This is a genomic window from Archaeoglobus neptunius, assembly GCF_016757965.1.
GTDB classification, from domain to species: domain Archaea; phylum Halobacteriota; class Archaeoglobi; order Archaeoglobales; family Archaeoglobaceae; genus Archaeoglobus; species Archaeoglobus neptunius.
Genome location: NZ_JAEKIW010000008.1, coordinates 57726 through 75637, shown reverse-complemented (window position 1 = coordinate 75637; position 17912 = coordinate 57726). Strand labels below are relative to the sequence as shown.

Annotated in this window: 21 protein-coding genes; 6 read left to right on the top strand and 15 right to left on the bottom strand. The window is 48.0% G+C overall.

What is annotated here, in order from left to right; all coding sequences use genetic code 11:
• Together JFQ59_RS07490 and JFQ59_RS07485 are read left to right on the top strand one after the other, a co-directional pair.
• Entirely contained in the window at positions 1–1656 is a 1656-nt protein-coding gene (locus JFQ59_RS07490; RefSeq protein ID WP_202319800.1) for an acyl-CoA synthetase, read from the top strand.
• A gap of 105 nt (positions 1657–1761) precedes the next feature.
• Positions 1762–2208: a MaoC family dehydratase gene (locus tag JFQ59_RS07485; protein WP_202319799.1), complete on the top strand. Its 447-nt coding sequence runs from the start codon at positions 1762–1764 to the stop codon at positions 2206–2208.
• 89 nt (positions 2209–2297) lie between these two features.
• Here the strand turns inward: JFQ59_RS07485 and JFQ59_RS07480 are convergent, their stop codons facing one another.
• From JFQ59_RS07480 to JFQ59_RS07410, 15 genes are all read right to left on the bottom strand, one after another.
• Complete coding sequence (locus JFQ59_RS07480) at positions 2298–2600, bottom strand: hypothetical protein (RefSeq protein WP_202319798.1); 303 nt, start codon at positions 2598–2600, stop codon at positions 2298–2300.
• Between the two features lie 42 nt (positions 2601–2642).
• Complete coding sequence (locus JFQ59_RS07475; RefSeq protein ID WP_202319797.1) at positions 2643–4424, bottom strand: chloride channel protein; 1782 nt, start codon at positions 4422–4424, stop codon at positions 2643–2645.
• A 96-nt stretch (positions 4425–4520) separates the two neighbouring features.
• A complete protein-coding gene (locus tag JFQ59_RS07470) occupies positions 4521–5258 on the bottom strand; it encodes an SPL family radical SAM protein (RefSeq protein ID WP_330999861.1) in 738 nt (245 codons plus the stop codon).
• Positions 5255–6439, bottom strand: coding sequence for an Nre family DNA repair protein (locus JFQ59_RS07465; protein WP_202319795.1), 1185 nt, complete (start codon positions 6437–6439; stop codon positions 5255–5257). The genes JFQ59_RS07470 and JFQ59_RS07465 overlap by 4 nt, the downstream gene beginning before the upstream one ends.
• Before the next feature lie 36 nt (positions 6440–6475).
• The gene (locus JFQ59_RS07460; RefSeq protein WP_202319794.1) at positions 6476–7141 is read right to left on the bottom strand and encodes an ATP-binding cassette domain-containing protein; all 666 of its coding nucleotides are present in this window, start codon (positions 7139–7141) and stop codon (positions 6476–6478) included.
• Entirely contained in the window at positions 7119–7754 is a 636-nt protein-coding gene (locus JFQ59_RS07455) for an ATP-binding cassette domain-containing protein (RefSeq protein WP_202319793.1), read from the bottom strand. The genes JFQ59_RS07460 and JFQ59_RS07455 overlap by 23 nt, the downstream gene beginning before the upstream one ends.
• Positions 7738–8577, bottom strand: coding sequence for a branched-chain amino acid ABC transporter permease (locus JFQ59_RS07450; RefSeq protein ID WP_202319792.1), 840 nt, complete (start codon positions 8575–8577; stop codon positions 7738–7740). The genes JFQ59_RS07455 and JFQ59_RS07450 overlap by 17 nt, the downstream gene beginning before the upstream one ends.
• Positions 8574–9308: an ABC transporter permease subunit gene (locus JFQ59_RS07445; RefSeq protein WP_202319791.1), complete on the bottom strand. Its 735-nt coding sequence runs from the start codon at positions 9306–9308 to the stop codon at positions 8574–8576. Before JFQ59_RS07445 ends, JFQ59_RS07450 begins: the two co-directional genes overlap by 4 nt.
• Entirely contained in the window at positions 9305–10459 is a 1155-nt protein-coding gene (locus tag JFQ59_RS07440) for an ABC transporter substrate-binding protein (RefSeq protein ID WP_202319790.1), read from the bottom strand. Before JFQ59_RS07440 ends, JFQ59_RS07445 begins: the two co-directional genes overlap by 4 nt.
• A complete protein-coding gene (locus tag JFQ59_RS07435) occupies positions 10456–11235 on the bottom strand; it encodes an enoyl-CoA hydratase/isomerase family protein (RefSeq protein WP_202319789.1) in 780 nt (259 codons plus the stop codon). Before JFQ59_RS07435 ends, JFQ59_RS07440 begins: the two co-directional genes overlap by 4 nt.
• 4 nt (positions 11236–11239) lie before the next feature.
• Entirely contained in the window at positions 11240–12424 is a 1185-nt protein-coding gene (locus JFQ59_RS07430; RefSeq protein ID WP_202319788.1) for an acyl-CoA dehydrogenase family protein, read from the bottom strand.
• A gap of 24 nt (positions 12425–12448) precedes the next feature.
• The gene (locus JFQ59_RS07425; protein WP_202319787.1) at positions 12449–12913 is read right to left on the bottom strand and encodes a Zn-ribbon domain-containing OB-fold protein; all 465 of its coding nucleotides are present in this window, start codon (positions 12911–12913) and stop codon (positions 12449–12451) included.
• A 2-nt stretch (positions 12914–12915) separates the two neighbouring features.
• Positions 12916–13449: a Zn-ribbon domain-containing OB-fold protein gene (locus JFQ59_RS07420; RefSeq protein WP_230972369.1), complete on the bottom strand. Its 534-nt coding sequence runs from the start codon at positions 13447–13449 to the stop codon at positions 12916–12918.
• Position 13450: 1 nt separating this feature from the next.
• A complete protein-coding gene (locus JFQ59_RS07415) occupies positions 13451–14653 on the bottom strand; it encodes a thiolase domain-containing protein (RefSeq protein ID WP_202319786.1) in 1203 nt (400 codons plus the stop codon).
• Between the two features lie 5 nt (positions 14654–14658).
• Complete coding sequence (locus tag JFQ59_RS07410; RefSeq protein WP_202319785.1) at positions 14659–15801, bottom strand: thiolase domain-containing protein; 1143 nt, start codon at positions 15799–15801, stop codon at positions 14659–14661.
• A gap of 222 nt (positions 15802–16023) precedes the next feature.
• On the opposite strand from JFQ59_RS07410, the gene JFQ59_RS07405 reads away from it, so the two are divergent.
• The 4 genes from JFQ59_RS07405 (at position 16024) to JFQ59_RS07390 (ending at position 17903) form a co-directional block, all read left to right on the top strand.
• Complete coding sequence (locus JFQ59_RS07405) at positions 16024–16179, top strand: hypothetical protein (RefSeq protein ID WP_202319784.1); 156 nt, start codon at positions 16024–16026, stop codon at positions 16177–16179.
• A 167-nt stretch (positions 16180–16346) separates the two neighbouring features.
• Positions 16347–16721, top strand: coding sequence for a hypothetical protein (locus JFQ59_RS07400; RefSeq protein ID WP_202319783.1), 375 nt, complete (start codon positions 16347–16349; stop codon positions 16719–16721).
• The gene (locus tag JFQ59_RS07395) at positions 16718–17143 is read left to right on the top strand and encodes a hypothetical protein (protein ID WP_202319782.1); all 426 of its coding nucleotides are present in this window, start codon (positions 16718–16720) and stop codon (positions 17141–17143) included. Before JFQ59_RS07400 ends, JFQ59_RS07395 begins: the two co-directional genes overlap by 4 nt.
• Positions 17103–17903 (top strand): ABC-2 transporter permease, encoded by an 801-nt coding sequence (locus JFQ59_RS07390; RefSeq protein WP_202319781.1) that lies wholly within the window; start codon positions 17103–17105, stop codon positions 17901–17903. The genes JFQ59_RS07395 and JFQ59_RS07390 overlap by 41 nt, the downstream gene beginning before the upstream one ends.
• The last annotated feature ends 9 nt before the right edge of the window (positions 17904–17912 follow it).

Sequence of the window (17912 nt, the reverse complement as noted above, 5' to 3'; positions counted from 1 at the left end):
GTGGACGTAAATAAGTATGTGGTGCCGGAAAATACCTGGCCAGAAATAATAATCCCGGATGAAGTGAAAGAGTTTATCGGAGAGAGGAAAGAGCTCAATCTGGCTGAAGAAATTCTTGACAGAAATATAAAAGAGGGGAGGGGGAGAAAGGTTGCTGTTTACTTTGAGGACAGAAGGGTAACCTACAGAGATATCTACAGGATGAGTAACAGGATAGCGAACTTCCTGAGGTCTGTAGGAGTTCGGGAGTATGACAGAGTGGGTTTCAGAACAAGAAACATGCCGGAAGCAATAGCTGTGAATTTCGGAATAATGAAGGCTGGGGCCATTCCCGTACCATTGAATCCGATGTGGGCTGGTAAGGAAGTCTCGTTTGTTTCGAACAATGCGGAAATCAAGGTTCTGTTTGTCAGCGGTGATGAAAGAGTCTTTCCAGCAGTAAATGAGGTCAGAGACGAAATAAAGACTGCTAAAGCCATGGTTGTGCTTGACGGAGAAAGAGAAGGGTTCATCCCGTTCTCAGACGTTCTCGGGGAGAGCGCAAAATTCGATCCGATTCCGCTTAAAATCGGAACACCGGCTCTGATTCTGTACACATCGGGAACTACCGGCTTGCCGAAGGGATGTGTGCACTTCGTTGAGAACGTTATTTCTTCAGTGTATCTTGTTGGAAAGCACGTCTGGAAGCTCACTTCCGAGGATGTTGTTGGAGGGCCCGCTCCAGTCAGCTTTGCCATGGGGTACGGAAATGGGTGTCTCATACCGTATTTCCACGGTGCTGCAGCCAGTATATGGCCGAGGTTCAGTGTTGAGAACTTTTTCAGGTATGTCGAGGACCACGGCATAACCGTGTTCTCGTCTCTGCCAACATCCTACCGTATGATTCTGGCCGACCCGAAGCTTGAAGAGTATCTGCAGAAGTACGATATAAGCAGTCTCAGACTCTTTACTGGTGGTGGAGAAGCGCTTGGAGCGGAAACTGCACGGAGATGGAAGGAGGTGTTCGGCATGGACATCTACGAATCTCTGGGAGCGACAGAAATGTTACACATCTGCATTGCCAACGCCTGCGCACCAAAGCCAGTGGCGGGAAGCATTGGATATCCAGTGCCAGGATACATTGCAAAGGTGGTCGACCCCGAAACGGGTAAGGAGTGTCAGCCCGATGAGGTGGGGAGTCTGTACATCAAAGGACCTACAGGGATCAGATACTGGAACCATCCATCGAGAAATCTTGAGGAGAAACAGATGAAGAGCGTTAAAAACGGATGGAATGTGCTCGGCGATTTTGTCAGAAAAGACGAGAATGGATACATATACTTTGTCTCACGAGATGATGACCTCATAAAGTCCAGCGGGTACAGAATAGGTCCCGATGAGATCGAGCAGCCTCTGAATCAGCATCCTGCGGTGCTTGAGTGTGCTGTGATAGGCGTTCCCGATCCGGAAGGGCTGAGAGGTCAGGTAGTTAAAGCGATAGTCAGAGTAAAGGAGGGGTATCAACCAGATGAAAAGCTGAGGGAGGAGATACTGGCGTTTTTGGAGAAGCATATTGCCAGATACAAACTTCCCAGGATACTTGAGTTCACCGACAAACCACTGCCAAGAACCCCGACGGGCAAAATTATCAGAAGATTGCTCAGACAGCAAGACTGATTATTTAATTTTTTATTGCTACCATTTTTGCCAAGCGAAAGACAGAAAAATGTTAATGTCAGACAAGTGTCACAGTAGCCAACCCGAGTACGTTGAGGTGATGTTATGGAGGAAGTTGTTGAGCTTTACAGAAAAAATGGAGGAGAAGTAAAGGATTTTAGAAAGTTTGATGGAACACCGGATATCGGATACAGAATTCAGTACGAGAAGAAAATTTGTGAGGTTGACGTTCAGATGTTCGGACTGGTTTCCGGAGACCTTAATCCCGTGCATTTTGACGACGGGGTTGCGAGCAAAACCAAGTTTGGTGGAAGGGTTGCACACGGAATGCTGACGACAAGTCTGGTTTCTGCGGCCGTGGCCAGAATGCCGGGACTGATAGTTCTGCTCGAGACACACTTCAGGTACACCGCTCCTGTTAGAGTTGGCGATACGGTGAGGGTCGTTGGCGAGGTCGTTGAAAAAGAAAATAACAGATACAGGCTTGATGTTAAGTGTTACGCTGGCGAAAAAGTCGTTGTTGAGGGATGGGTGACAGTTCTATCGTGGTGAACCCACTTCCGACCCTTATTTTACAGCCGATCAGAGGTTCGATGTGATAGCCTAACAACCGGGCACAAAAATTTGCAGTAATAAAAAACTTAACCCAGGTTTCTTATCACATCCATAACCAGGCATGAGGTGGCACTGCATCTTTTTTCCATGAATCTGTGAATTCTGCCTCCTGCAAACTGTCCAGTAAAAAAGGCTGCAATCAGAACGGGAAAGCTCAGAATGCTCCACCCCAAACCGGAAAGAAATCGTATGGCAATCACCATCGGTACGGGAACGTGGACTGCCAGAAACCACTGCCTGGAGAGCTTTTCAACATTACCCCTCCAGTATCCGAAGGGTATGTTGATTACGAACACAGCTACTGCAGCCTCGATCAGGTTCAGATTCACAGTGAATGTGGTGTATAAAGTCATTAAAGTTTTTTGGAACTTCTAAGATGATGCAAGCTGAGACCTGACCTTTGCATACGCTCTCAGTATGTCTGCTTTTGTAATAATACCCAGTAGCTTTGACTCATCATCTCTCGGGACCACTAAAAGTCTTCCTATATTGTGGCTTACCATCTTCGTTAGGGCTGACCTAAGGTCTTCATCCGGGTATGTTACAATTAGTCTTGTCGTCATGATGTCTCCAACCCTCACCCTGTCCCTATTTTCTACGGGCACCCTTTCTACATCATCAAATGTTATTATTCCAACGAGCCTGCCCCCTTCTACGACCGGGTACCCTATATGCCCGGTTTTTTCAACGAGTCTCAAAACATGTTGCGCCGTATCATCTGGTTTTACAGTTATGATATCTTCAGCCGAAACCATGGCATCTCCCACCCTGATATCTTCAAGAAGGTCTACGATCATTTCGTTTCTGTGTGCAGGACTTTCAACTCTGGTTGGAACCTGGTTGGAGTAGAGCGTGTAATCTTTAGTAATTATGTAGGAGATCGTGGAAGCGACCATTATTGCCGGGAGCAGTGCGTACTGTCCTGTAATCTCAAGAACAAGAAATATTGCTGTCAGTGGCGTTTTAGATGCTCCGGACAGAAAGGATGCCATTCCTATCAGTGCATAGGCTTCTGGTTGGGTGACGATGTCTGGCATCACACCATTAAAAAATAGGCCAACCGCACCACCCAGGAAACTCCCTATTACAAGAGAGGGCGCAAATAGTCCTCCACTTCCACCGCTGCCAACTGTTAGGACTGTTGCGAAAATCTTTGCGAATACCAGAACAAGTAGAAATGTTATTGTAAACTGTGTGCACTCTGACAGTACCATCTGGGCGTATCCGTAACCTATCCCCAGCACCTCATGAATGCGCATTCCCATGATTCCCACAATTAGCCCACCTATTGCTGGTTTGATGTAATCCGGAACCCTGAGTTTTTTGAACAGTCTTTTTGTGAAATCATAACTGAAAATGTACAGCAATCCGACTGCTCCGGAGATTATCCCGAGCGCAGCATACGTTAGGTACTCTACAGGTGAGTTTATCGATAGCGAGGGTACCCTGAATATACTTATCTTCCCAAAAGGAACGCCCGCAATGTTGGAGAGCAGAATCTCCAAGACTATGTATGCGATTATTGATGATGCTATTGCCGGAACTAGGGCATCCACCTCATAGTCCCTTTTATACAGGACCTCTATTCCGAAGAACGCTCCCGCCAGTGGAGCTAAAAAGACGCTCCCTATCCCACCGGATATACCACTTACGAGCAAAATTCTCCTGTCCCTGTCGGAGAGCTTCAGTAGTGTAGCAATCGTTGACCCAATCCCGCCTCCTATTTGTGTTATGGGCCCCTCTCTTCCGGCACTCCCTCCACTTCCGATAGTTACTGCTGATATTACCGTTTTGATTGCAGGCACTCTTGCCCTAACAAAACCACGAGAATTGTGAAATGCCTCTATAATCTTCCCTGTCCCACCTCCGGCGGTTTCGGGTGCAAACTTATAAGCCACAAATCCCACTATCAGCCCCCCAATAGCCGGGAGGAGAAATAGTGGGACGGTACCAAAGTAATAATCGAATTTTACGATCTCAACTTCTCCACCTGGTCGTGGTAGTGTGAGATTACCCATGCCGTAGAGAAACAGTTTCGTGAAAAACTGTGTCAGGTAATACAGAGCAAATGAAGCAAAACCTGTTATCACACCTATGATTATCGATAAAAAAAGCCTGAATACAAATCTCAGAGGTGGTCTGGTCTTCAGCATCTGGTTAGATTTAAAAGTTTCAGATTAAAAAATTTAATGCTGGATTTCTAAAATTTCCAATCAAAACAATCAAAATAGCAACATTCAGATAACAGCTTATCTCCGAAATGCTGGAATGGCCCTGCTGTACATTTTTTCAATTTTTTCCGACACCTTCCTCCAGTCGGTTCTCATCGATTTTTTTACGATCTCCGTCAGATCTGCTGAGTTCATGAAGGGTTTAATCCGGAATCTGTCGTATATCAGCGGTATGCTCAGGGACTTGGCGACCTCAACAACATCTTCGAACCCGCTGTCAGGCAAAATTGGGCCGAGGAATATCCACGTCTTCACACCTTCATAATGCAGCTTCTCCAGAGCCTTGACCCTCCTTAACGGTGCCGGTGCTCCGGGCTCGACAGTCATTGCCAGACTTTCGTCGAGGGTGGTTATCGTGAAACCCACATCCACGGGATGTGAAAGCAGAAGGTCGAGATCCCGGAGCACAAGATCGCTTTTCGTTTGAATCCCAACTTTGAATTTTGAGTTCAACAGCACTTCGAGAAGTTTTCTGGTCAGTCTTTCCTCTCTCTCCACCGGCTGGTAGGGGTCGGTCAAAGTGCTGAGTACAACTCTCCCTCTTGGCTTTTTTCTAATCTCCCCCGCCAGCACCTCGACGATGTTGCTCTTCACCACTACAACCTTCCCCCACCTCTCTCCAACATCTCTGGGGCAGTACTGTCGAGAGTAGCAGTAAATGCACCCATGAGAGCAGCCCGTGTAGGGATTGATGGTATAATCAACACCCGGTAACCTGCTTTTTCCCATAGCCCTGCCCGTCTTCTTTCTTATCACGTGAACTCCCATAACTTCCTCTGCCTCCTTTTATCCTCAAGCAGTCCAGACCTCCCAACCCACCTCTCTACACCGTAGTCAGAGAGGTTCCTGAGATAGTTGAGAGCATCATCAAGGGTGTCGAACTCTTCATAGCCCCTGCTGTACATCTTCCTCAGCATCTCCCTCACGAACCACACGCCCAGCGGGATCCTGAAATCAGGATATATTTCCCTCCAGACAACCACAGCCGCCTGTCTTTTAATCCGGGATAGATATTCTGCCGTGGCGAGACGGGAAGAGTAGTAGCACCCTCCAAGAGAGGCATAGGTTTTCCTTCCCCAGTACCCCTCAAAATCCGTAATGCATACAACTCTACCTCCCCTATTCCACGTGGTATTGGGATACCACGCCTCTCCCCACTCAAAACTCCAGACTTCTGGCAGCATAACTGCCATGAACAGATTTTTCTCAACCTTCAGACTGAACACTCTGTATTCGTCAATCGTTTCATAGCCCTTCACCTCCTCAATGAGGAGTTTTGAGATCGCATCGTCCACGGCTGTTATCGCCCACCTTGTGGGAACGAGCTTTCTGTTTATTCCAAGAGACCCGGCAGAGAGAAGCTTCTGGATATGGGATACAGCAATTCCCCTGTCATACAGCAGCTTTACAGCGCTCATAGCCTTTAGATCGGTATCGTAATAAACTTTTTCCACGACACTGGGCGCTTTCGGTGTGGAGGCTATTTTAATCTCTTTTGCAGGTGCAGATGGTCCCATCGGCGGAAACAACTCGTCAAATGACATCCTCGGTTTCGGTCTCCTCTCAAGGGAAACCTCCACCTCAACGGGTCTGTTGTAAAGGCTGAGTTCCTGAACAACCTCTACCTCTCTGCTGTAAGGTTTATGCACATTCGCATTAAGCTGAGAGAGAATCAGCGAGTTTCTCAATTTCAGGATCCTCCCGATGGGCATTTCCACCCAGAGTTCAGGAGTGTCATAGATAGCAGTGTCTCCGACAACGGGTGGTAAGGCAGGACAGACCCTTACGTTTGGATAGTTCATTCTCCCCACAAAAATTGACGGTGGAGAGGAGCCGAAAAGCTCGGTATCTACCTGCACAGCCCTTATCATGGGCTTCAGCATTGGACAGCGTGGTAAAGAGCACCTCAATCTACCCCTGCACTGAATGCACTCCACATACAAACTTATCCTGAAAGTTTAAATGTTTTCGAGTTAGATAAAGAGCTCTCTTACAATTTTCTCCGCCCCAGCACTATCACCGAAATATAGTATCTCGCCTCCCGCCAGAATACAGGTTTTATCAGAGATGGAGAATATCTCCTCAATTTCGTCGTGAGTAACAACGATAACCCCGCATCTCGCTGAAAAACTATTGATGTAATCAATGACCCTCCTCCTGATCTCTTTGTGTAGCCCGTGGAACGGTTCATCGAGCAGTAGATATCTGGGATTGGAAACAAAAGCCCTCGCCAGAACGACCATCTGCCTTTCGCCACCACTGAGAGTCTTTGTCTTCTTGTTCGCGAGTGGTCTCAGTTCAGGGAATAGGTCGAAAGCCTCCTCAACGCTGCCAGCAATTTCTATGTTTTCAGTGACACTTAAATTTCTGGCAATCCTCAGTTTCTCCGGTGCAAGGGTGATCCCGAGTCTGAACCTTTCCGAAGGTTCGAGATCGGTTATATCTCTGTTATCGAAGTATATCCTCCCTTCATGACTCACAAGACCCATAAAAGCCTTGAGCAGAGTGGACTTTCCACTTCCGTTTGGTCCGACAACCAGCAGAATCTCCCCCATCTCAAGCCAGCATGAGGCGTTTTTCAGAATCTTTCTGCCATTGAGAGACACCGTAATTTCCTCAGCTTTCAGCAATTTTTCCACCTCTTATCTCGTAGCATCTGTCCGCAACATCCCTGAGCAGCTTCATTCTGTGTGCCGTGATTATTCCCGGAATCCCCTTCTTCTTTATTTTTCTGACGAGCCTGACAACTTTTCTTGCATTTTCAACATCGAGTCCGGAAAAAGGCTCATCAATAAGCATGAATTTCGGATTAAGGGCCAGAGCTTTGCCGATTTCAAGAAGCTTCAGCTCACCCTGCGACAGCCTGGAAGCGAGAGTTTCAGTTACACCATCGAGACCTATGAACCTGCAGATTCTGTATGCTTCATCTACAGCCTCTCTGTATCCCCTGTCTGCAACCACAGCCGCAATGTTCTCCACAACCGTCATCCTCTTGAAGGGGCGGGGAATCTGAAACACCGTGGCGATTCCCATTTTTGCGATTCTCTGAGGGGGCAGTCCTGTGATATCTTTATTTTCGAAAAGAATTCTCCCACAGGTTGGCCTTTCGATTCCCGCAATGATCCTGAGTAAGGTTGACTTTCCACTTCCATTCGGACCATAGATCCCGACAAGATCATCCACCTCAAGACTTATTCCCCTGAGCACAGCGTTTCCATCGTAAACTTTTGAAACATCAATGAGCTTCAGCATTCCACCACCTGCTCAGTTTTGGAGAAAGAATCAGTACCGCTGCGTAGAGGAAAAGGTGTATTTCCATGCCCATCATCCTTGAAACCATGACCACCAGAAATGTTCCGGCAATTGGAGAAATCCACCTGCTACCTGCGAGAAGACTTGCGATGAAGGGCAGGAGTGCGACCTCGATCGAGAAAACATCTGGCGAAACGTGTCCAAAGTAAAGTATGTAACAGATCCCTGCAATCGCAGCCAGAGTTGCTGAAATCGCAAAGCTCATTGCTCTAACTCTAAAAACGTCTATCCCAATGCTTCTGGCGGCAATCTCATCATCCCTGGTAGCTGCGATTTTGAGGCCAAAAGAGGATTTCGAAATCCTGAGCAAAAGGAAAAATGCCGAAAGCAAAATTATAGATGAGAGTATGTACGAATTTAGCACCCCTATACTCGCATAGCTAAAACCCTCCTCTCCGCCGATAAGCTCTCCGTTTTCGCTCAGAACTATGTAGTGGGACAGGTACCAGAAAACCACCGTCAGGATCAAAGTTCCAAACAAAAATCTCTCCCTCCCGAGCAGAGACATCAGGAAGAAAATCAGGATCGTGAAGACGATTGCAGGGATCAGCAGATAGGGATTCACCGCAAGTGCGTATGCTGCCAGACCAAATGGGATGGAATGGGAGAGACTGACCCACCCGGTATATCTCTCCATAAAGTACCATGAGAGGGACAGGCAGGAGTAGATTACGGCCAGAGTTATGACTGAAAGCAGGAAGTGATTTTTCAGGAACAGAGGGGAGATGAGAATCAGAATAAGCAGAAGAATGTCGGTCTTCAAGCCAACCACCCCATCGTCTGAATGACAAGCATGTAAAGCAGTGCGACCGGGAATGTTGCGAGGTACTTCCTAAGACCGGCATTTCCCGCAAGAGACGCAATAGCTGCGACCACAACAGAAACGATGAGTACGCTCCATCCCATCGCCGGTGAAATTGCCTGAGTGGGAGCAAGAACTGCACCCGCAACACCGATCAGGCCTGAAGTGATTGCTATCGCAGAAAGCCTTATCCTCCTTGTCCTCACTCCATATATCTCCGCCAGTTCGCAATCTTCCTCAACAAATCTGAGCTTCAGACCAAAAGCAGACATCTGAATGAACGTAAAAAAAGCGAGGAGCATGAGGAAAATTGCCGAGCCATAAATCCAGTTGACATCAACAGCTTCCCCAAACACAGAAATGTAGTTCGTCTCGATGATCTGATAGTACGAGCTTCTGAAGTAAATTCTAATTGTCTCTTCAATCCCGATGGCAAATCCGAGCGAAACTATTGTCGCTTCACCTGCAGAAAGCCTCTCGGTTATTTTCGCAAGGCCCAGTGCAATCGTGAATGAAATCAGGAAAGCAAATACTGCCGCAACGGATTTGGAGTTGACAGCAACCAACATATATGCTCCAAGCGTGTACAGAGAAGCAAAGGAAAGATTGAGAAGGCCACCTATTCTGTAGTTGAGTATTAGAGCTGAGGAATAAAATGAAATGAAAATTGCTGTAAGAAGGGGGGATATCATCCCATCCACACGGGATTGCCTGTGGCGAATTCTGGAGGGTAGAGAACCTCAATCTTACCCTTTATGAACTCCCCTATAACTCCTCTGAGTTTCTCACTCCCCCACAATGCCTGATGGTTGCTGTTGAACCTGTAAACTCCTGCAGCCCCCTCGAACTCACCCTTTTCGAGAGTCTCAATAAGCTTCTCCTTTCCGCCCTTCTCGAAAGCCTTCGCCAGTATCAGAATGGAATCGTACGTCAGCAGTCCTGCATAGTTGTTTGCCTCCTCTCCGTACTCATTCTTGTACTCCTCGAAGTATCTTTTAGTTAAATCGGTTTTCTCAGTCTCCTCAAGTGCGGCACCCTGGAATGCGGTGTAATCTGCGTTAAGCTTTTTGAGTGTTGCAGGAAGTGCCAGCGCTCCACCGACGGAGTAAACAATACCCTTTCCACCGTTCGCTCTGTACTCTTTGAGGAAATTTATCGATACTCCACTCGGATCTCCAAGAATTATGACGTCTCTTTTCCCAACAACCTCAGCAAGCCGCTTTGCAACGTTTTTGTAGTCGTCAGGAGCCACACTCGGCGATTTGTAGTATATCTCCATTTCAGGATCGCCGTAGATCTTCTTAATTGATGCGAGCATTCCCTGATTGAACGTCCTGAGCGGATCATATCCAACAAAGTAGTACTTTTCGGGTTTGGACAGGTTCAAGAACTCTGCTGCAAGCATTCCCCAGTACGTGGTATTGTAAGATGTTCTGAAAACGTACCTGTTCCCCGCAGCCACTTTTTTCTCTATAACACCCGTCGATGCCACGCTGACAATGTAAACAACCCTGTTCTCCCCTGCCGCATCAGCAGCCACCATCGCCTGGGGACTTGAATACGCCCCCACAATCGCATCCACGTTCTGCGAAACCAAAAACTCGAATGCCGTCTTCGTCTTTTCAGGAGTGTCACCACAGTCTGCAAAAACAAGATCGACATTTCCAGCATGCTTTGCAGCAAGTTGTGCGGCATTCTTCATCGCCACTCCGGCTGATGAGTACAACCCTGTTTCAGGGACAAGAACTCCTATCTTTATTTTCTCAACCTGTTTCGTCTCCTCAGGCTGAGCACAGGCGAGAAAAAGGGCGGAAATTAAAAAAATAAGCAGAAACTTTTTCATTCCCTGTCCCTCCTGAATTCAGCTTTTCTTTTCTCAACAAACGCCCTTATACCCTCCTCAGCATCTTTAGAGGAGAAAGATATCGTAAAGAGGTCTCTTTCGTACATTATGCCGTCTTTCAGGCTCATCTTGTATCCCCTGTTCACAGCCTGTTTGACAAGCATTACGGCATAGGGGGACTTGCTCTTGATGATCTCTGCGAGTTTCTTCGCCTCGTCTATCAGCTTCTCATGTTCCACAACCTTGTTCACAAGTCCAAGTCTGTAGGCTTCCTCAGCAGAGATCCTTTCTCCAGTCAGACAGAGCTCCATTGCCTTCTTCCATCCCACAAGCCTTGCCAGCCTCTGCGTTCCTCCTGCACCGGGTATTATTCCCAGATTGATCTCCGGCTGACCAAAGCTCGCCTTCTCGCTCGCTATTATGATATCACACGCCATTGCAACCTCACAACCTCCACCCAGCGCAAATCCATTTACTGCAGCAATTACAGGAACCTCAAGATCTTCCATGTCCTCAAGTACTCTGCCCAGCTCCTCGATCGTATTTCTGGCAGCAAAATGAGAAGACTCTGAAAACATCTTTATATCCGCCCCGGCGCAGAATGCCTTTCCCTCTCCGGTAATTACGATTACTCTGACGCTTTTGTTCTCCCTGGCGTATTCAACGACATTTCTTAACCCTCTCACGAATTCTCTGTTTATTGCATTCAGAGCTTCAGGTCTGTTGAATTTCACAAACAGAATTCCGTCCTCCTCCCTGTACTCTACCGCAGCCATATTCTCACGTCCTGTAGCTCTTAGGCATGCCGAGGATGTGCTCCGCTATGAAGTTGAGTGCCATCTGCTGCGTTACCGGAGCCAGTCGAATCAGGTTGATCTCCCTCCACCACCTCTCCACATCGTACTCCTTTGCGTAGCCGTAACCGCCAAAGGTCTGCATTGCCCAGTAAACCGCCTTGATTCCAGCTTCGACCGCAACAGCCTTCGCCATGTTCGCTGCTTTGCCAACATCCCTGTAGTTCGCCCCGCCATCATAGAGTGTCGCAGCCTTAAAGTTCATCAACCTCGCACATTCCAGTGTAGCGTAAGCCTCCGCCAGGGGAAACTGCAAGCCCTGATAGCTGCCGATTGGATCAGCAAAAACTTTCCGTTGCTTCGAATACTCCACAGCCTTGCTTATTGCAAGCCTGCTTATTCCTATCGCTGCTGCTGTGAAGCTCATCCTCTCAGGATTCAGGGTGTCGAGGAGGTGGTACCACCCCCCATCCAGCGGTGGTATTAAAGCATTTTCCGGTAATCTCAGGCCGTTAAAGCTAACTTCGCAGGTTTTGGAATAGTTTATACCGTGCTTTGGGATAGGATTTACCTTCACCGCATCGTTAGGCAGATCTGCAAGGAAAAGGCTTATTCCATACGTCTTCTTCTCCGCTTTCTCTCTCGGAGTCGTTCTGGCGATTATCAGCATCCCCTTTGCCCTGTCAGCACCGCTGATGAAGATCTTGTTTCCGTTAATGACCCACTCATCCCCATCCTTAACCGCTGTGGTTCTTATTGCCAGAGTGTTCGTTCCTGCATCCGGCTCGGTTAAAGCCATGCAGAACTCCATCTCACCCCTTGCAATTTTGGGGAGGTATTTCTCCTTGTGCTCATCGGTTCCGTGCCTGACGATCGTGAGGGCGCCAAAACACTCCGTCAGGACAAGGTACCAAACACCTGCCATTCCGCAGTTATTCGCTGCCAGCTCTTCCATCGCTATTAGCAGTTCTGTCATTCCGTAACCGCTTCCCCCATACTCCTCCGGAATCACTATACCCATGAAGCCCGCATCCGCAATTGCTCTGAAGAACTCCTCAGCAAACTCTCCGTTCTCCTCCTTCTCCCTCCAGTACTCGGGCGGGAAGTCCTTTGCTATGTCTCTCGCAGCGTTGGCAATCATCCTCTGCTCATCGGTAAATTCGAAGTTCATCTTATCACCTCAAAAAATAAAAATTTAGACAGGTTTAAAGTACATAATGTCAGTAATCGCACCTTCTCTATCTTCTTTGGGCTTCAGAACCGGTTTAACTTTCATTCCCACCTTTATGTCCTCGGGCTTTACCTCACCTAGCAGGTGAATCAGGCAGCCATCAGTCCCATCCATATCTATCACGGCATAAATCTGCGGTTCTTCCAGTGGGTTTTCGTATGGGTCAAGTTTTGCAACTGTAAATGCTCTCACGCTACCTTCGCCACTCACCTCAACGAACTCTGTATCGCTGAAGTCCCTCTCACAGTAGATTCTGGGCGGGAAGTAAACCTTACCGCATTGCTTGCATCTGGCTGCAATGAACTTTCCTTCATCCCTGAGCTTTTTGAAGAATTCATCTCCAGCCTTTCCACTGGTGTATATCCAGTAAAGCTCAATTTTACCATCCCAGTGCCTCAATTCTCTTGGATTAACAATCTTCTCGATCATCTTCACCCCTCCAGAGGCTTCCAGTACTTTATATCCGTAATCGCCCCCTCTCTCTCCTCTTCGCTCTTCCACACAGCCTTAACCTTCATTCCAATGTAAACGTCCTCGGGCTTTACCTCGTCCAGAATGTGCATTATTCCCATGTTTTGCGAGGCCCCGTCAATCGCAATAACAGCGACAATGATTGGTTCAGGCAAGGGCTTTGCATCAGGATCGATATAGGATATGGAAAATGTCTGTACTGTTCCGGTGTCTTCAAGCTCCACCCATCCATCAATGGGCTTGAAACACAGTTCACAGAACATTCTTGGTGGCACCATGATCCTGCCACACTTGTTGCACTTTACCCCCAGAATCCTGCCCTCTTTCAACCCGTTGAGAAATTTGCTTATTGCCTGGCCGGCTGACCATGAATATCGAATATCCGGGTGATCCTCAACGTAGGTTACCTTCCTTTCTTTTATATCCCTGTCACTGAGAGGTGTTCCCTCAGCGTAGGGTGGGCATTCAATCTCCTTTTTGCCAACAGCCATCATATCACCTCTTGTTTGACATAACCATAACAGTTCCAACCTGCATCAGGTCTCCCCAGGCCTGACATACCCCGGTTGTGACCTCCTTTGCCACCTGTCTTTTCCCCGCTCTGTAGGCTAGCTGCCAGTAGATCTCGCAGGCCTTGACACCCATCGTTGCTGCAATTGGATTACCAACTCCCAGCAGTCCTCCGGAGGGGCAGGTCGGAAGATCTCCATCTCTCTGGGTAACTCCTTCCCTCGTCAGAATCGGTGCCTCTCCTTTCTTAGCCAGACCAAGACCTTCCATGTGGTGAAGCTCCTTGTAGTCAAAGGGGTCGTAGGGTTCAGCCACATCGATCTCCTTTCTCGGATCTGTTACGTGTGCCATCCTGTACGCCATCTTAGCAGCCTCGGCAACATAGCGTGGGAAGTAGAGGTCTCTGTTCGTCCACCATGTTGTATCAAGTGCCCATCCAACACCAGTAACCCACACGGGGTTGTCTGTGAGCTGTCTGGCGATATGCGGGGCAACCATGATCAGTGCAGCGGCACCATCACTCGGTGGAGAGACATCCAGCCTTCTTACAGGCAAAGCCATCGGCTCGCTGTTCAGAACATCCTCAACGGTTATCTTCTCCGCAACCTGGGCACACGGATGGTCCAGGGCATTTGCCTTGTTCTTGACGGATACGAGAGCTATGTCCTCATGCTTGATGTTGTGGACGTGCATATAGCGGCGCATCTCCAGGGCGAATATCCAGATCAGGTTTGGGTTCAGGGGTCTGTCAAGGATTGGATCCCAGATGTACTTGAAAGCCGACTGCGGGTGGGGATAGCTTGAAGACATCTTCTCCTCACAAACCACGAGACAGACATCTGCCAAACCACTTGCTACATGCCAGTATCCTGCAATGGGGGCAAAAACTCCCGTTCCCCCACCCACGAATACTCTCATGTAGGGTCTGTCGCTCCCACCTGAGCCGTCAAGGAGATACTCTCCTTTTAGGTGCAGACCATCGAACGTGTCAGGGGCTGAACCCATTACAACCATTTCGATATCATCCAGAGTCAGACCAGCTTCTTCCAGGGCCTGCTTGACAGCCAGGTAGCTGAGTTCTCTCCCGGTTTCATTTAATCTCCTCTTCCACGTGGTCATTCCGGCCCCAACGATTGCCACATCCTGCTTCTTGTGAAACTTCAAACCACTAATCCTCTCAACTTCCATAACCATCACACTCCGAAAACTGCAACTGCACCACTATGGGTTGGCAGATACCTCCATGCCTGAGCGACACCCACATTAACATCGTCAAGCTGTCTCTTCCCGGCCTCACCACGAAGCTGCAGTACCACCTCAAGAGCTTTCTGTCCACCCGTGCACTCGAGGAGATTTCCCACACCAAGACTCCCTCCCGAAACGTTAACAGGCAGTGCACCATCTCTGTCGAAGTATCCTTCCGCCATAAGCCTCGCAACATCAAATTTGTCGGCCAGTTGCAACGCCTCGATGTGCTGCAACTCCTTGAAGGCAAATCTATCATCCACCTCGGCAAAATCCACTTCCTTTGCTGGATTTGCTATACCTGCCATCCTGTAGGCCATTTTTGCTGCCTTGTAGGCATACATGGCGGAGAAGCTCGCAGTATCGTAGCCGTAGGTTTCGCTCCACCATCCAACTCCCTTAACCCAAACAGGACTGTCTGTCAGCTCTCTTGCAATTTCATCGCTGGCAAGAACAAAGACGACACATCCATCGGCAATCGGGGCGATCTCCAGCTTCTTCATTGGATCGAAGAGCTTTGGACTGGCCATCACGTCATCAAGAGATACATTGGCAGCATACGGTGCAGACGGATTTAGCAGGGCGTTATTTTTGTTTTTGACCACAACCCCAGCAACGTCCTCCTCGGCCAGGCACCTTTCTGACATGTACTGAAACATCTCAAGAGCTGCCAGATAGTAAGGATGAGCGTTTCCAACATTTCTGAGCCATACCGGATCCATTGCAAATTTTATGACGTTTCCGAGAGCATGAATGTCGCTTGCCTTGCTGTGGGCTTCAACAACAGCGATGTCCGCCAGTCCGCTTTTTATGTGCATGTACGCAGTTGCCACTCCGTAAATGAAGTCCCCGCATACAGTGCAGGTAGGTTTGACCACTGCCCCGAGCTGATCCGGAACGAACTCGTCGAAAATTGCAAAACCCTCATAGATGTCCTCAGCACACGTTATGAAGCTGTCCACATCTCTCCGCGGGTTGACACCTGCATCGGTGTAGGCCCTTAAAGCCGCTTCATACATGATTTCCTTCCAGCTCAGGTCGGGTGTGGTGGAGTTAAAACCCGAATACCCGACTCCAACAACAGCTACCATTTCATCACCAATTATACTTGATATTTGGCCAATACTTAAATTTTACCTAATTTGCCTGTTTAAAAATAAAGATGGAGGTAAGATCTCACAGCAGATAAAATAAAATTACATTATAGATGCTAATGGAGCAGCAATTTTGGTCACCGAACAGTTTATGATCACTATGATGTCTATTTTTATCTAATAGAAAAGTTAATATTTTCCACATTGATTCATTATATCATGACAGCAAACTACATACCACCTGTGGGAGGAGAAGTGGGAATGACATACAACGCCGTTTACGGACCTGTTGCCGTGGCAGTTGCTGCTGTGGTTGCGGCAGCAGCAGTGGTTGTGGTTGCTGCAGCGGCGGCACTGGTTGTTGTTATTGCATAGAACGGTGGTCTGATGGTGATCCGAAAATATTAATTCGGAGACGGATTTTGTAAAACTCTCAAAACTGCTTTTAACAAGGGCGAGTGACGAGAACATCATCAATCTCAGAAATTTGAGCAGCAAAGAGTTACTAGACCTTGAAAAAGAGGTTTGCCGGGTGATGGGGCATGAACAGAATTGAATATATAAAAGAAAAAATAGAGAAACTTGATTTCAGCAAAAGTTTGGTGAAACCCTTCATGGTCAACAAATACCGGAAGGAAGATGATGGCAGAATACTGACTTTCAGCCCTCTCACAGGGAAAATATGCGTGCTGAATCCAACCCTAGCATTAATCTACGAGACCATAATTCAGAGGGCACCGGTGGACTTTCATGAAATTCTGGCTGTTCTATCCGATGTATACGACGAAGTGTCCATCAACATTCTGGAAAGGGACTTGAAGGGGGCATTAACATGGCTGCTGCTCAACGGTTTTGTTGAACTGGAAGGGGGTGAGGGGATTGTGAATATTCAAACTCTGCTGGAGGATGGAGCATGAAAAAACTTTACATTTCAGTCCTTGCAACCCTCCTGCTATCAATCATCTTTGTGAGTGCCATTGACCTCCGTTACATCTCGGTGTTTCTGGCGTCTCTGCTTTTGCTGTCCCTGATTTTTTTGCCCTATGACCTGAAGGTCGACAACAGCAAGTTGCTGGTAAAATACCTGTTCAGGAAAAGGCAGCTTGAAGTGAAAAGCATGTTCCCTGTGGATGTTAGAGGTGTACTCAGAGCAAGACTGCTCGGGATATCTGCCGGTAAAATTAATTTCGGTTTGTTCACAAGCACTTACGGAAAAGTCTGGGTGTACACTACTGATGTGGATGGTGTTTTCGTGGAGACGGATGAGATGATGTTCATACTTGACCGGGGGATGGTTGATGATGGGTGTAATTTTCAGAAAAGAGCTCTGGACGCTTAGGGAGAATCCCTCCTACCTTTACAGCCACATAATCCCGCCGCTGATCCTTGTACTCCTCCTTACAGCAGTTGTGCTGACCAACGGTGTTGTGCTCACTCCTCAGTCAAGAGCAATTGCGATAAACCAGATCAAATCCTCTCCACAGTTTTTCGGGCTTTCCCATACCGATGTAGACGGGCTTGGGGATGCTGCAATCTCCATGGCAGTTCTGATTGCCCAGATTCCCATTGTAATTCAGATTTTCGCATACATAACAACCTACAACGCAGTTGTTCAGTCCTTCATGACGGAGAGGGTGAACAAAACGATGGAAGTGCTGTTCTCCACACCTCTCAGAGACGAGGACATAATCTACGGAAAAATCCTGTTCTGCATGTGTATCGCAGGTGCAACGGTGGCTTTGAGCGGAGCTGTCAATACCGCAGCGATAGAAATACTGTACTGGATGAACACCTCACGGCTCTGGACTCCGACGTCGGGTTATCTCACGATGATAACAGTTCTTCCCCTCTCCATGATGCTCCTCGCACTGCCTTTGGCACTCCTCATAAGCGTCAGAGCGAAAAGCTCCCAGGCCACAAAGTGGGGTAGTCTTGCAGGACTCCTTCCAATCGCCCTCTTTGTGGTGGGCCTCAGCCACTCTCCGGCCATATTTTTCATGGCTGTCGAGCTGCTCGGAGGTTTTGCGTTTGTGGTTTCACTGCTACTGACAGTTGCACTGAAAAGAACGATTAACAGGCTGAGCTTTATCGTAAACTGAGGTGATCCC